This window comes from Methylophilus sp. DW102, assembly GCF_037076555.1.
Lineage (GTDB): Bacteria > Pseudomonadota > Gammaproteobacteria > Burkholderiales > Methylophilaceae > Methylophilus > Methylophilus glucosoxydans.
The window spans coordinates 451,290-464,236 of sequence record NZ_AP029023.1; the positions used below are offsets into that span (position 1 = coordinate 451,290).

The 12,947-nt window shown below is 47.8% G+C and carries 17 protein-coding genes; 9 read left to right on the top strand and 8 right to left on the bottom strand.

The features are described 5' to 3' along the window. Window positions 1–86: 86 nt before the first annotated feature. On the top strand, window positions 87–1,100 hold the full coding sequence (locus AACH41_RS02120) for a Gfo/Idh/MocA family oxidoreductase (RefSeq protein ID WP_338656410.1): 1,014 nt from the start codon (window positions 87–89) through the stop codon (window positions 1,098–1,100). Window positions 1,101–1,194: 94 nt separating this feature from the next. Here AACH41_RS02120 and fae read toward each other — a convergent pair whose 3' ends face one another. Continuing rightward, window positions 1,195–1,746, bottom strand: coding sequence for a formaldehyde-activating enzyme (fae, locus tag AACH41_RS02125; RefSeq protein ID WP_049639931.1), 552 nt, complete (start codon window positions 1,744–1,746; stop codon window positions 1,195–1,197). Between the two features lie 273 nt (window positions 1,747–2,019). Here fae and tkt point away from each other — a divergent pair, with 273 nt between their 5' ends. Beyond that, on the top strand, window positions 2,020–4,005 hold the full coding sequence (gene tkt / locus AACH41_RS02130) for a transketolase (protein WP_275356586.1): 1,986 nt from the start codon (window positions 2,020–2,022) through the stop codon (window positions 4,003–4,005). Between the two features lie 100 nt (window positions 4,006–4,105). On the opposite strand, the gene AACH41_RS02135 is transcribed toward tkt, so the two are convergent. Next, the gene (locus AACH41_RS02135) at window positions 4,106–4,966 is read right to left on the bottom strand and encodes a transglutaminase family protein (protein ID WP_194749225.1); all 861 of its coding nucleotides are present in this window, start codon (window positions 4,964–4,966) and stop codon (window positions 4,106–4,108) included. A gap of 19 nt (window positions 4,967–4,985) precedes the next feature. Next, entirely contained in the window at window positions 4,986–5,783 is a 798-nt protein-coding gene (locus tag AACH41_RS02140; RefSeq protein WP_275356588.1) for a transglutaminase family protein, read from the bottom strand. A gap of 140 nt (window positions 5,784–5,923) precedes the next feature. Here AACH41_RS02140 and AACH41_RS02145 point away from each other — a divergent pair, with 140 nt between their 5' ends. Then, complete coding sequence (locus AACH41_RS02145) at window positions 5,924–6,259, top strand: zinc ribbon domain-containing protein YjdM (protein ID WP_338656414.1); 336 nt, start codon at window positions 5,924–5,926, stop codon at window positions 6,257–6,259. A gap of 93 nt (window positions 6,260–6,352) precedes the next feature. On the opposite strand, the gene AACH41_RS02150 is transcribed toward AACH41_RS02145, so the two are convergent. Continuing rightward, a complete protein-coding gene (locus AACH41_RS02150; protein WP_338656416.1) occupies window positions 6,353–6,751 on the bottom strand; it encodes a helix-turn-helix domain-containing protein in 399 nt (132 codons plus the stop codon). 89 nt (window positions 6,752–6,840) lie between these two features. On the opposite strand from AACH41_RS02150, the gene AACH41_RS02155 reads away from it, so the two are divergent. From AACH41_RS02155 to AACH41_RS02180, 6 genes are all read left to right on the top strand, one after another. Then, complete coding sequence (locus tag AACH41_RS02155) at window positions 6,841–7,689, top strand: SDR family oxidoreductase (RefSeq protein WP_338656418.1); 849 nt, start codon at window positions 6,841–6,843, stop codon at window positions 7,687–7,689. Between the two features lie 187 nt (window positions 7,690–7,876). Then, window positions 7,877–8,752, top strand: coding sequence for a PA4780 family RIO1-like protein kinase (locus tag AACH41_RS02160; RefSeq protein WP_338656419.1), 876 nt, complete (start codon window positions 7,877–7,879; stop codon window positions 8,750–8,752). 206 nt (window positions 8,753–8,958) lie between these two features. Then, entirely contained in the window at window positions 8,959–9,288 is a 330-nt protein-coding gene (locus AACH41_RS02165; RefSeq protein ID WP_338656421.1) for an HNH endonuclease, read from the top strand. A 321-nt stretch (window positions 9,289–9,609) separates the two neighbouring features. Further along, window positions 9,610–9,843, top strand: coding sequence for a hypothetical protein (locus tag AACH41_RS02170; protein ID WP_338656422.1), 234 nt, complete (start codon window positions 9,610–9,612; stop codon window positions 9,841–9,843). Between the two features lie 139 nt (window positions 9,844–9,982). Next, complete coding sequence (locus AACH41_RS02175; protein WP_338656424.1) at window positions 9,983–10,237, top strand: type II toxin-antitoxin system prevent-host-death family antitoxin; 255 nt, start codon at window positions 9,983–9,985, stop codon at window positions 10,235–10,237. Window positions 10,238–10,245: 8 nt separating this feature from the next. Further along, the gene (locus AACH41_RS02180; RefSeq protein WP_338656425.1) at window positions 10,246–10,509 is read left to right on the top strand and encodes a Txe/YoeB family addiction module toxin; all 264 of its coding nucleotides are present in this window, start codon (window positions 10,246–10,248) and stop codon (window positions 10,507–10,509) included. Window positions 10,510–10,670: 161 nt separating this feature from the next. Here the strand turns inward: AACH41_RS02180 and AACH41_RS02185 are convergent, their stop codons facing one another. The 4 genes from AACH41_RS02185 to AACH41_RS02200 form a co-directional block, all read right to left on the bottom strand. Beyond that, window positions 10,671–11,774: an LPO_1073/Vpar_1526 family protein gene (locus tag AACH41_RS02185; protein WP_338656426.1), complete on the bottom strand. Its 1,104-nt coding sequence runs from the start codon at window positions 11,772–11,774 to the stop codon at window positions 10,671–10,673. Beyond that, entirely contained in the window at window positions 11,767–11,958 is a 192-nt protein-coding gene (locus tag AACH41_RS02190) for a hypothetical protein (protein WP_338656427.1), read from the bottom strand. Before AACH41_RS02190 ends, AACH41_RS02185 begins: the two co-directional genes overlap by 8 nt. Window positions 11,959–12,319: 361 nt before the next feature. Further along, complete coding sequence (locus tag AACH41_RS02195) at window positions 12,320–12,646, bottom strand: HigA family addiction module antitoxin (protein ID WP_338656429.1); 327 nt, start codon at window positions 12,644–12,646, stop codon at window positions 12,320–12,322. Next, window positions 12,618–12,821 (bottom strand): hypothetical protein, encoded by a 204-nt coding sequence (locus AACH41_RS02200; RefSeq protein WP_018987334.1) that lies wholly within the window; start codon window positions 12,819–12,821, stop codon window positions 12,618–12,620. The genes AACH41_RS02195 and AACH41_RS02200 overlap by 29 nt, the downstream gene beginning before the upstream one ends. Window positions 12,822–12,947 lie beyond the last annotated feature (126 nt).

Below are 12,947 nucleotides of genomic sequence, written 5' to 3' on the forward strand. Positions count from 1 at the left end.
GCCCTGTCTTTCTTAATGCAAAGGCGCATGACCCCGCCATTTTCTGCAAGGTATAATCAGCCAAATTAAAACATGGGAAGAGCATCATGACGACAAAACTAAAATGGGGCATTCTCGGTGCTGCGCGTGTGAATGAGCGCCTGCTACCTGCGATTGTAGAGGCCAGCAACTCACAACTGGTCGCCATCGCCAGCCGCCGCCCGGGCGCCGCCAAGGCCACGCTGGATAAATACGCACCCAATGCGGGTGGTGTTAGTTGTTATGACGATATGGACAGCCTGCTCACAGACAGCAATGTTGAAGCTGTCTATTGCCCCATGGCCAACGAAGAGCATGCCGAATGGGCGCTCAAGGCGATTGCGGCAGGCAAGCATGTGCTGATAGAAAAGCCGATGACCACCAAGTTGGCAGATATTGATGCGATTGAATCTGCCGCCAAAGCCAAAGGGGTGACCGTGATGGAAGGCTTTATGTACCGCTTTCATCCGCAGCATGCCAAGGTTAAAGAATTAATCGACAGCGGGCTCATCGGCGATGTGCTTTCATGCCGTGCCAGTTTTTCTTTCCTGATGGCGCCTGCACGTATGTACCGCATTACCCGTGATATGGCCAACGGTGGTGGTGCCATGTGGGATATTGGGCCTTACGCCATCCATGCCTTGCGCTGGTGTTTTGCGCAAAACGGCGTCCCTGCCGAACCTAAAGATGTATTGGCCTATGGCAAACTCAACGAGCATGGCGCCGATGTGGTTGCCAGTGGTGTGCTCGATTTTGGCCCTGATGCACAGGGACGTGCGCGTTTCGGCCACTTTGATGTGAGTTTTGAGCGTGGCCGCAAAGCCGAGTATGAGCTGATTGGCGATAAGGGCTGGATCAAGTGCCACAATATGTGGTCTTACCCGGGCGATGATCCGGTCATTAGCTGGGAAGCGGGCGGCAAGTCAGAAACCATCGTTTTGCCCAAGGCTAACCACTTTAACCTTGAGATCGAGCACTTTGGTGATTGTGTGCTCAATGGCAAAGCGCCTTTGCTCACTTTTGATGATGCGCGTGGTAATTGCAAAGCAATTGAAGCGGTGATTGCGGCGTTGAAACGTTAAGGCTTTGCACAATAAAAAAAGGATGCCAAGGCATCCTTTTTTTATTGCTGAGTTGGTGTTTTAAAACTTGCCATGCTCTAAATCTTATTAGGCTCTAAATCTTATTATCCAGGCCCATCTGGTAATACTTATGCACAATCTTCTCCTGGTTTTCTAGCAGCCAGTCTATGCTCGGTTCGTTGCGCAAGGCTTTCTGGATCGCCTTGAAAGTGGCTTCGCGGTGAATATCAAACAGTGCTTTGTGGTCAATCTTCTCTTGTTCCAGAATCGCCGGGCTCAGCCACACTGAAACAATAATGCCCAAGTCATTGGCTTTTTCTTTCGGGATATCGCCGCTACGTACGGCATCCAGTACGCCGTTGGCAATGGCGCCCTGCACGGTGCCCATCAAAATATTGGTGTAACGCGGATCTTTCACGGTCACCTTACTCACCATCAGCGTCGCTGGGCGCACCATAATGTCGGTGTTCATAATCGCCAGTACGCGGGTATGGCCTTTGACCTGGTCGCCCAGCAAGTTGGCAAATGCCGTGCCCATCGGGCCATTCATTTCACCAATCGCCACCTCGGGTTCAGCTGCCGTGCCGGGTGGGCCGCCGGCCACCAGTGCTTCACCCACACGCATAATAATTCGATCATCAGACATCTTTGGAGCTCCTTTGCTATCAATGTATTGCAACATGGTAGGGGAATTCTCCCACCATGGCTAGTTGCATGCGCTCGGTATCGCGGTTTTACCGCTTGAGGCACCAAGCGCATGCATGAATTTAATAACCATTAAAGCTTGAAGAAAAGCAGGTTCTAGGGAATAATCTAGCCTTTCCGTAAAAGGCTGGTTTTCTGGCTTTTTTAAAGAATTCAATCAAGGTTTTGCAGCTTTTTGTGTAAGACCGTTCACTTTCACTCTAGGGAGAAAACAATGGCAACTCGTGTCGACTTGTGCAACGCCATCCGTGCTCTGAGCATGGACGCTGTACAAAAAGCAAACTCCGGCCACCCAGGCGCACCTATGGGCATGGCTGAAATTGCTGAAGTATTGTGGAACCACAATCTGAGCCACAACCCAAACAACCCACAATGGGCTAACCGTGACCGTTTCGTATTGTCCAACGGCCATGGCTCAATGCTGATTTACTCCTTGCTGCACCTGACTGGTTACGATGTGACCATGGACGACATCAAGTCTTTCCGTCAACTGCACTCCCGTTGCGCTGGTCACCCAGAATACGGCTACGCACCAGGCGTTGAAACAACTACCGGTCCATTGGGCCAGGGTATCGCTAACGGCGTTGGTTTCGCCATGGCAGAAAAACTGCTGGCTAGCCAGTTCAACAAGCCAGGCCACGACATTGTTGACCACTACACATACGTGTTCCTGGGCGACGGCTGTATGATGGAAGGCGTTTCTCACGAAGCTTGCGCACTGGCTGGTACATGGGGCCTGGGCAAACTGATGGCTTTCTGGGATGACAACGGTATTTCTATCGACGGCCACATCGAAGGCTGGTACACAGACGACACAGCAGGCCGCTTCAAAGCATACGGCTGGCACGTTGTTTCAGTCGATGGTCACGACCAGGCTGCGATTCAGAAAGCCATCGACGAAGCGAAATCAGTGACTGACAAACCATCACTGATCTGCTGTAAAACCATCATCGGTAAAGGTTCTCCAAACAAATCCGGTTCACACGACTGCCACGGTTCCGCATTGGGCGAAGCTGAAGTTGCAGCAACCCGTGCTGAAATCGGCTGGCCACACGAGCCATTCGTGATTCCTGCTGACGTGTACGAAGGCTGGAACCAAAAAGACAAAGGCGCAAAACGCGAAGCTGACTGGAACGCCAAGTTCGACGCTTACGCTAAAGCCTACCCAGCAGAAGCTGCAGAATTCAAACGCCGTATGGCCGGTGAATTGCCAGCTAACTGGAAGTCACTGACTGACGCAATCATCGCTGAAACGAACGAAAAAGCTGAGAAATTGGCTACTCGTCAAGCTTCACAAAAAGCAATTACAGCGTTGGCGCCAATCTTGCCAGAGTTCCTGGGCGGTTCAGCTGACTTGACAGGTTCTAACCTGACAGCGGCTAAAGAGTTCAAACACGTGAGTGGTAAAGAGCCAGGCAACTACATCTCTTACGGTGTACGTGAATTCGGTATGGCTGCCATCATGAACGGTATGGCATTGCACGGTGGCTTGTTGCCATACGGCGGTACTTTCCACATGTTCTCTGACTACATGAAAAACGGCATGCGTATGTCTGCGTTGATGCATCAACGTGTGATCTACGTGCTGACCCATGACTCTATCGGTCAAGGTGAAGACGGTCCTACACACCAACCAGTTGAAAACACTTCTGGTCTGCGTATGATTCCTCGTATGGATGTATGGCGTCCAGCTGACTCTACAGAAACAACCGTTGCTTGGGTTGCTGCCGTAGAGCGCACTGAAGGCCCAACCAGCTTGGTATTGAGCCGTCAAGCGGTGCCAGGCATCAAGCACGATGCTAAAGACTTTGAACTGATCCGCAAGGGTGGCTATGTGTTCTCTGACGCTGCAGGTAAAGCGGATGTGATCATCATTGCTAACGGTTCCGAGTTGGATCTGGCGATTCAAGCGGCTGCTGAATTGAACGCTGCGGGTACTAAAGTGCGTGTGGTTTCCATGCCATCCACCAACGTATTCGACCGTCAAGACCAAGCTTACAAAGACAGCGTATTGACTCCAGGCGTTAAACGCGTGGCTGTTGAAGCTGCTCACCCAGATTTCTGGCGTAAGTATGTCGGTATTGAAGGTGCAGTTGTAGGTATCGATACCTTCGGCGAATCCGCACCAGGCGGCGCACTGTTCAAACACTTCGGCTTCACCGTAGAGAATGTTGTGAACACAGTGAAATCTGTTTTGTAATTTAGACCAGATTGCTGCATAAAAAACCGCTTCCTCGTGAAGCGGTTTTTTTTCGCCTATATGCCGTGAAACAACCCATTCACGGCAAGGTTACTCTTGCTTAGCTTGTGAGCAAATTCACTTGTACATTCACAATCAACTTAGGCTGAATATTGGGGCCGATAAAGCTGCCAGCCACTGGTGGGATCGTTTCCGGGTTACGGGAAACCGCCACGGCAATATGTTGTGTGCCGGTCACCTTTCCTGCGGTGGGGTCAAAGCCTTTCCAGCCGGTGCCTGGCAAATATACCTCAGCCCAGGCATGCGTGGTGGCGTTACCGGCCTCAGTCGCCGGGGCATGCAAATAGCCACTGACAAACCGGCTGGCCAGTCCCAAGAGGCGGCAAGCTTCAATAAACAAGGTGGCATAGTCACGGCAAGAGCCACTCAGCTTATTCAAAGTGGTGGCCGGGGTCTGCACGCCAGGTTCTTCGCGAATCTGGTAGCGAAACTGGGTATAAATCGCCTGATTCAGGCGGGTCAGCAGTTCAAATGTATTGATGCTGCCGTTTCTCAGCCCCAGTTGTAGCAGCCACTGGCTCACCGCATCTTGATCATCCACAAATGTGGGGCGCTGAAAAGCCGCCAGGTCTTCCCAGTCAGCCTGCGCATAGGCAAACGGATAATTCACCGCATAGGGTTCAATCCAAAAGTCCAGTGGGGCCTCTTCATAGTGTTGAATCACCACTTCACTTGCAATGGTGAGTCTGTCGCTCGCTTGCAAAAACGTGACAGCCGCCAGCGAGTTATCAAACACATCGCGATACCATTTGATCTGATACGCTGGCGTAATATTCAGGATAGAAGACTCAATGCGCAAATCGTGCCCCTCACGCGGCCGCAGCAATAAATAATGCTGCTGCAGTGTGACTGTGCCCGAGAACAGGTATTCAGTCAGATGTTTGATTCTTAATCGTTTCATGATGTGTTTCTCGCGCCGCCTAAATCGGTGCGGCGGCCAGTTGCGTGACACGCACCTGCATCAGCGCCGGGTACAAGGCCGGGCCAAACTGGTTAAAAATGGCAACATCCGCCGCATCACGTCCATAGGCCACAGTAATGCGTCCGCCCATGGATTCTGACTGGCTCGGATCAAACGTGTACCATCCACCATTCACATACGCTTCAAACCAGGCATGAAAGTCCATCGGTTGTAGCCCGTGCAAATACCCCACCACCATGCGTGCCGGGATGCACAACCCTCGGCACAAGGCGATGCCCAAATGCGCCAGCTCACGGCAAACGCCTTCGCGCTGCTGGTTCACCTCAACCGCAGACAGTTGAAAATGTGGAGAATCCGGATTAAAACGAATATTCTGGCGTATCCATTGTTCGATGGCCTTTACCTGGTCGTATCCAGGCAACACGTTGGCGACAATTTGCTGGCCCAGATCAATGAATTTATCTGACTCACAATAGCGTGACGGCAGTAAATAAGTCAGCACATGGTTAGGCAAATGCTGAACCTCTTCAAACCGCCCGCCGGGCGCAGTCTCAAGCTTGTCAGCGGTCAAAATATCCGCCGATGTGCTGATATAAAACTCACCCACAGGCGCAATCAGGCGCTGGCAAAGATTGCCATAAGTGTCGGTATATTCTTCCACCGGCACACTGGGCTTAAGCGTATAAGACTGCCGAGCCACCCACTGATGCACCCCACTGCGCGGCCTCAGCATCAAAATAAACGGTGTGGGAATACTGACAACAAAGCTGATATCACATTCAGTACGTAACCACATGTGCAATCCTTAAGTGATGCAAGCCAACCCATTCTAGCCTGCTTTCAAGGCATATGTGCAAAAGTGAATGAATAACTAAGACATATCAATAATAACCCTGTAAAATTTATGGTTTTACAGTTTTAGCCAGAAAGTTTTTTATGTCATTGCCAGCCTGCCCAAAATGCCAATCCGAATACACCTACGAAGACGGTGATAACTACGTCTGCCCAGAGTGCGCGCATGAGTGGAGCAAAGTGGCCACCACCGAATCAGAAGAAGTCAAAGTCGTGCGTGATGCCAACGGCAACGTGCTGCAAGATGGCGATACCATCACCGTGATCAAAGACCTGAAAGTCAAAGGTTCTTCATCCGTCGTTAAGGTCGGCACCAAAGTGAAAAACATCCGCTTGGTCGACGGAGACCACGATATCGACTGCAAAATTGATGGCTTTGGCGCGATGAAGCTGAAGTCGGAGTTTGTGAAAAAGGCTTAGTTGGTTTTATTGGCCGGCTCTTAAAGCCGCTCGATCTAGCTGCATAGCGAGCATATTTCAATACGACACTTATTTCTTTTTAGCCCCAACTGCTTATTTCTTTTGTAGCCCCAACTTTTGGTTCTCAAGGATGTCTGACAGATTGACTTCTATCCAATCTGTCAGCGCCTCCACTTTCAGGCTGATGCCTTCGCCTAGCGGGGTCAGCGAGTATTCCACATGCGGCGGTACAACCGGGTAAGACACGCGTTGTACAAAGCCATCCTGCTCTAATTGTTGTAGCGTTTGTGTGAGCATTTTTTCACTGATCACCCCCACTCTTCGCCGCAGCTCACTGAAGCGGAGCGTCCCGCCCAACAACGCCACCAATACCAATACCCCCCATTGGCTGGTCACGTGCTTCAATATTTCTCGTGACGGGCAATCAGGCGAGAGCACTTCTCCGCGTCGCATGGCATTGGCCAATACACCTGTCTTCTGATCTATCTTCATACTTACCTTTTTGTGCGTACTTACTTTTAGTAAGTATAGGTGATAACCTGCGCGTTCTCAATTTATTTCATGTGTTGAAAGGGAATATTATGATTGTTGTTACCGGCGCTACGGGCCAGTTGGGTCGTTTAGTTATTGAACATTTACTCAAAAAAGTGCCTGCAAGCAGTATTGTGGCTGCGGTGCGCAATGTTGAAAAGGCGCAAGACATTGCGGCGTTGGGCGTGCAGGTACGCTTTGCCGATTACAACCAACCTGAAAGCTGGGATGCAGCATTGTCTGGCGCAGAAAAAATCTTGCTGATCTCATCGAGCGAAATCGGCTTGCGCGTGAAGCAGCATCAAACCGTGATTGATGCCGCCAAGCGAGCAAATGTGCGCTTATTGGCTTACACCAGCCTGTTACGCGCGGATACTTCGTCACTGGGTCTTGCTGCCGAACACAAGGCGACCGAAGCTGCGATACAAAACGTTGGCTTGCCGTTTGTCATATTGCGAAATGGTTGGTACACAGAAAACTATGCCGCGGGGATTCCAGCGGCATTAGCATTGGGCGCAGTGTATGGTGCGGCTGGACAAGGCAAGATCTCAGCTGCAGCACGCGCTGACTATGCAGAAGCGGCCAGTGTGGTACTGACCACGGATCACCACACAGGCAAAGTGTATGAACTGGCAGGGGACACGGCATTTACGCTGGACGAGTTTGCCGCCGAACTCTCACGTCAAACCGGTAAAGCTATTCCCTACGTGAATCTACCGCAAGTTGAATACAAGCAAGCATTACTCAATGCCGGCTTGCCTGAGCCCATTGCCGAGTTGTTGTCTGACTCGGATACTGGCGTATCAAACGGTCAGTTGTTTGATGATGGCAAGCAATTAAGTCAGCTCATTGGTCGCCCAACTACGGCATTAGAGGTGGTCATCAAAGCTGGTCTATAAATGAAGATGACGCTGAGCTCAATGACTCTTGTTCTGTCATTTAAAACAGCTTGACAGATAAACACCGCCTCTCAGGGGGCGGTGTTTTTTATGGTAATTGGCAGATAAATACGTTACGCACACTGCAATCACGCCTCTATCCTACGGTTTAATGATAGTCTGACCAAAATTATTAATAGCCCGTAAGATGAAAACCCCAAAAAGATTAGAGCCGCTGCTTGAAGATGGTGTGGTAGATGAAGTGATGCGCCAGTTGATGAGCGGTAAAGAAGCCACGGTGTACGTGGTGCGCTGCGGTGAAGAAACACGCTGTGCCAAGGTGTATAAAGAAGCCAACAAACGCAGTTTCCGCCAAAGTGTCGATTACACCGAAGGCCGCAAAGTTAAAAGCAGCCGTCAGGCGCGGGCCATGGCAAAAGGCTCAAAATACGGCAAACAGGCACAAGAAGAAGCCTGGCAAAGTGCAGAGGTCGATGCGCTGTATCGGTTAGCTGCGGCAGGTGTGAGCGTGCCCACCCCCTATCAGTTTTACGAAGGGGTGTTGATCATGGATTTAGTCACCGACGCCGAAGGCAATGCCGCGCCACGCCTCAATGACGTGGTATTCACCGCAGAAGAAGCCCGCCAGCATCACCAGTCGCTGCTCAAAGAAGTCGTGCGCATGTTATGCGCTGGCATCGTCCACGGCGACCTTTCAGAATTCAATATCCTGCTGAGTAGCGATGGCCCGATCATCATCGACTTACCCCAAGCCGTCGATGCCGCAGGCAACAACCACGCCATGAGTATGCTAGAACGTGATGTCGGCAATTTGGCTGATTTTTTCGGCCAATTTGCGCCCGAGCTCATCAACACACACTATGGCAAAGAAATCTGGGCGCTCTACGCAAAAGGCGCACTCACGCCCGAAACGGTGCTGACTGGACAATTCAAACAAGACAGTAAACCGGTAGATTTAAAAAGCGTGGTGCGTGTGATAGACGCCGTGCGTGAGGATGAAGCCAAAAAGCAAATGCGGCTGGCAGAAGCCAAAGCAGCGCTGCCCAAGCCTAAACGCTTTTAAGAGCGTAAATCATTGAATGTTTTTCTAGTCCAGTTTGCGCGAGTGACTTTTCTAGATATCCAGTCGTGTGCTTGCAAAAGTTTAGTCACGCATTTACGCAGCTTAGCATGCATGTCGAGCAACATTTCTACGAGAAGCGATGTCTCTAGTTTTATGGGAAAGAGACATTAAAACAAATCATGAGTGGACGCGTAAAAAAGAAGCAGATGGCTGCTATCAGTGAGTCTTATCAGGCTGCTTTAGTGGCAGCAGAGATTATCTGTCCACTGTGCTTACGGCCGATTCCAAAAGCGCAGCAGGATGCCCATCATCTGATTCCCAAATCTCGTGGAGGTATCGAAACCGTCATTTTGCACAGGCTTTGTCATCGACAGATTCATGCCTTGCTTACCGAAACCCAGCTGGCACGGCAGTATTCAACCATTGAGGCCTTGAGGGCACACCCTGAGCTAGCTAAATTTATTGCGTGGATCAGTGATAAACCCAATCATATTCGTGCAGCCATCAAGCGCAGTAAAGAAAAGGGGTATTTATGACCCCAGGCCCCTCAGTTGTGCTGGCGAGGAAAACTAAAATGTAACAAATATGGTCTTGGCTAAATATTAACTCATCTTTTTATTGCCATGCCCAAGAGAAACTCACCGCAAGACATACAATCACTCGATGATCTAACCAATATCGACGAGGTGGTGTTTGATAAGCGTAATGCAAAACGCAGCCACGAAAAAAAGAGCAGGCGCGACCGGCATTATAAAAATCAGTTTATTAAAAACACACTCAAAGGCCTGATTAAATAATGGAATGTATTGGCCCAGTGATGCTTCATCACAATATTCACTCATTTGAATGTACCGAAAATGATGATTAATCGCGTGTATTGGACTGAAGAAGGCCAAGTCAAATATCAGGACTTTGATGACGTCGTGGCGTCACTCAAATTCACGCATGCCTTGCGCAAAAGCAACAAGGTGAGCCTGATTGCAACTGCCATCAACGAGGAAACGATAATCGGCGGCTTAGGCGTCGATAGCATTGAAAACGGCAAACTGCCGTCTGGTGAACCCTATGGGTGGAAAAAACGTAGGCCATGAGGGGGTAAATGTAGTTTTTTTCAAGACCTGACCACCGAGCTGTGTGCGAGAGCGGCTTTTTAAATTTGACGACCGTGGTTTGAAAACCCTATAGATTAAGCATATACTTGCACAATTAATTGAACAAGTTGGAGGCCTCATGCACGTCATCAGTTATTCCGAAGCGCGCAACTCTTTAAAAACTGTCCTTGATAAAGTGGTCAACGATGTGGATGTCACCATCATCAACCGCCGTGATGCAGCCAACGCTGTGGTGATGTCGCTAGATCACTACAACAGCCTGATGGAAACCTTGCACCTGCTGCAAAGCCCAGCCAACGCAGCCCATTTGGCCGAGTCAATCGCGCAGCTTAAAGCAGGCAAAGCTGAGCCAAAAACGCTGACTCAAGAGTAGCTTGCACGATGGCAAGGCTGATCGTCTTCACGCCAAAGGCCTGGGAGGATTATCTCTACTGGCAAACGCAGGATAAAAAAACACTCAAACGCATCAATATGCTGATTGAAGCATCCGCACGTGAGCCATTTACTGGTATTGCAAAACCTGAGCCACTCAAGGGGGATTTAACTGGCTTTTGGTCACGCCGGATTGATGATGTGAATCGATTGGTTTATCAGGTGACGGAGTCAGAGTTGCAGATAGTGGCATGTCGGTATCACTATGCTTAAAATGTTGTTTTGCAAGACCTGACCCTGATAGCAGGAGTTTGTGAAAAAAGCTTGATGAAGACAATTAAGCTAATTGAAATGTTTGACAGAATTTACTAACCGAAAAACGCCTCAGTTAGAGGCGCTTTTTATTGCTAGGCTAATTCCAATATTATGCATAACTAGTTTAGAGGGGGTAGTTTACTATCACACCTTTGCGCGTTTGCGTGGGCTAATACTCTTCCAACAGATGTGATTTGAAAGGCTGTAGGGATGTTATTCCACCAGTCACTAATCATTTTTAGATTATCTCTTTTATTCCACTCTGACATAAAATAAGAAGCATTGATATTTCTTAAATTATGGTCCTGCACATATAGATCATATATAAGCTGGAGAGCTTTTATTTGCTCATCGTTCGGATTTTTTGAAATCTGTACAACCGAGTCTTTCGTCGGTACTAATTCGGTTAATATAATCGAGCTTATCTCTTTTCTATTTACAACGAGTATGCGCACATAATCTTCATTTAATGAATGCTCTTCTAATAAGTCTAGAGGTAATCTATTAAGCTTTAAAAGCTCTATTGCTTTAATATGATTCTCTGATTCTTTTTTTATTCCAACATCCAGATACCCAGACAATCTTTCTGAATAAATGCTTTGTATTTTGTTTAGACTCTTTAAAGGTTTAAGGCGAATAGCATCAAGTATTTCAACATGATCTAGCCACTCTATATCCTTGGGAAGAGGACTATATAAAATTTTCCCAAATAAATCATTCAATACATCCAATCCAAAATTAACTCCGCCGCTAAGTGGGTAAAAATAGCTAATAGCGTGAGATACAGTTAAACCTAGCAAGCCATCGTTCGATATCTCATCCACTATTTCGACTGCACGATTGATTCCTGCTCTAATAGTGCGGTCCTGGCCCTTCAAAAATCTATGTATTAAAAGTTCAGACAAAAGCTCGTAGTCTGCTGGCCTTTCAGTTGACGCGGCTGTTTTCTGCGCTTCGACTAAAAGTAATTGAAAGCTTGGATCCGTGAAAGCTTCAAGTGCGCCATCTATCCTTTCCATTTTCGACATTAAGCTGTTTTCAAACTCCGAAATCCTGCTATCAGCTACATTTAAAGCCTCTTGAGAGTAGTCCTTTCTCAACTGCAAATTCATTTCATGATAGATTTCTCTTGCACGTTTTTCATCAATCCCCACATTTAATACAATTTGCTGAGCTTGAATGTTTGTTGAACTATCGCCACCTTCTTGGTTTTGTCTAGTCATGATTTTTATCATTGCCTGCTTTAAAGTTGCCACCCACCTGTATGTTTATTGAATTGTTACCACCTTTTTGAGATTGTTTGTAAGATTTTGATTTGGTAGAGAAAAACCAGCCAGCAATTGCAATTGGTATGGTGATTGCTACACCGCTAAAAAGCCAATCTTTATTCTGAATAATCCAACTCATATTTTTCCTTAAAAATAAATTTAAAGATAATTCGAATGACGGGGTAGTCAGTTGCCAAATTAATTAAATAATTAAAAGATATTTGAATGTTGAAAATATTTTAACTGTTACGACGTTTAAAACCCCAATAATACTACTGCCATATTTCACAAACTGACCACCATTAGTAATCAAGCAACCCTGATTATTTGTAAGAGTATTCAACCGTGTCTGGGACGGCAAATATTCCGGCATTGAGTCATGCTTCTTCAATGGCGTCGAGCAGTTCAGATTTAATGTGACAATTTGCTTCGATTTTAAAGCCTCATTCGCGCATAGCCATGGGCATCATGTCTCATGGTAAGCAAAACTAGTAGCAAAGCTATTTTTTTGTGAGTGAAACATCCTTTAGCGGCTTTACCTGAACACTGACCTTTTCTCTTGCTTGCCAGAGGTCATAGGCTGTTTGTTCTGCCAACCAAATATCTGCACGCCCGCCGCTCTCAATCCCCAGCCATTTTTCGAGGCGTATGGCCATTTCCGGAGAAATGGCAGCGCGACTATTTAACACTTTGGATAAAGTCGGGCGGGCTACCCCTAATTGCTCGGCGGCTTCGGTTACAGATAGGCCGAGTGCGGGCAATATATCGTCACGTAGTGTTTCACCCGGATGGGGTGGATTATGCATCTGGTTCATTTGTTTTTTCATCCGCAATGATTACCCTCTCATTAAACGAGTTAGTTTTAATACGCATTTTTCTAAATTGTGCCTCGCTAACCTCAAAAGTGTCTGGGTCTGCGGCAATTCCTGCGTTTATAAGTACCTCTTCCGCCGCATCTGGCAATTCCAATATCAGTGGGTTTTTACTAAATTGGGTTGGCATGTTTAATTATTTTTCGCATTAACCTACGAGTTAAAACAATTAATTTAACATGTGATAAGGCTTTGTGGTGAAAGAATGATTAAACCAATCCTACAATGCCTACTCTCAAATATAATTCCCACTTAA

Bases quoted from the DNA above. Each gene is read 5' to 3' on its own strand.
- AACH41_RS02120 (WP_338656410.1), top strand. From the start codon at position 87: ATGACGACAAAACTAAAATGGGGCATTCTCGGTGCTGCGCGTGTGAAT.
- fae (WP_049639931.1), bottom strand. From the start codon at position 1,746: ATGTCTGATGATCGAATTATTATGCGTGTGGGTGAAGCACTGGTGGCC.
- tkt (WP_275356586.1), top strand. From the start codon at position 2,020: ATGGCAACTCGTGTCGACTTGTGCAACGCCATCCGTGCTCTGAGCATG.
- AACH41_RS02135 (WP_194749225.1), bottom strand. From the start codon at position 4,966: ATGAAACGATTAAGAATCAAACATCTGACTGAATACCTGTTCTCGGGC.
- AACH41_RS02140 (WP_275356588.1), bottom strand. From the start codon at position 5,783: ATGTGGTTACGTACTGAATGTGATATCAGCTTTGTTGTCAGTATTCCC.
- AACH41_RS02145 (WP_338656414.1), top strand. From the start codon at position 5,924: ATGTCATTGCCAGCCTGCCCAAAATGCCAATCCGAATACACCTACGAA.
- AACH41_RS02150 (WP_338656416.1), bottom strand. From the start codon at position 6,751: ATGAAGATAGATCAGAAGACAGGTGTATTGGCCAATGCCATGCGACGC.
- AACH41_RS02155 (WP_338656418.1), top strand. From the start codon at position 6,841: ATGATTGTTGTTACCGGCGCTACGGGCCAGTTGGGTCGTTTAGTTATT.
- AACH41_RS02160 (WP_338656419.1), top strand. From the start codon at position 7,877: ATGAAAACCCCAAAAAGATTAGAGCCGCTGCTTGAAGATGGTGTGGTA.
- AACH41_RS02165 (WP_338656421.1), top strand. From the start codon at position 8,959: ATGGCTGCTATCAGTGAGTCTTATCAGGCTGCTTTAGTGGCAGCAGAG.
- AACH41_RS02170 (WP_338656422.1), top strand. From the start codon at position 9,610: ATGATGATTAATCGCGTGTATTGGACTGAAGAAGGCCAAGTCAAATAT.
- AACH41_RS02175 (WP_338656424.1), top strand. From the start codon at position 9,983: ATGCACGTCATCAGTTATTCCGAAGCGCGCAACTCTTTAAAAACTGTC.
- AACH41_RS02180 (WP_338656425.1), top strand. From the start codon at position 10,246: ATGGCAAGGCTGATCGTCTTCACGCCAAAGGCCTGGGAGGATTATCTC.
- AACH41_RS02185 (WP_338656426.1), bottom strand. From the start codon at position 11,774: ATGACTAGACAAAACCAAGAAGGTGGCGATAGTTCAACAAACATTCAA.
- AACH41_RS02190 (WP_338656427.1), bottom strand. From the start codon at position 11,958: ATGAGTTGGATTATTCAGAATAAAGATTGGCTTTTTAGCGGTGTAGCA.
- AACH41_RS02195 (WP_338656429.1), bottom strand. From the start codon at position 12,646: ATGAAAAAACAAATGAACCAGATGCATAATCCACCCCATCCGGGTGAA.
- AACH41_RS02200 (WP_018987334.1), bottom strand. From the start codon at position 12,821: ATGCCAACCCAATTTAGTAAAAACCCACTGATATTGGAATTGCCAGAT.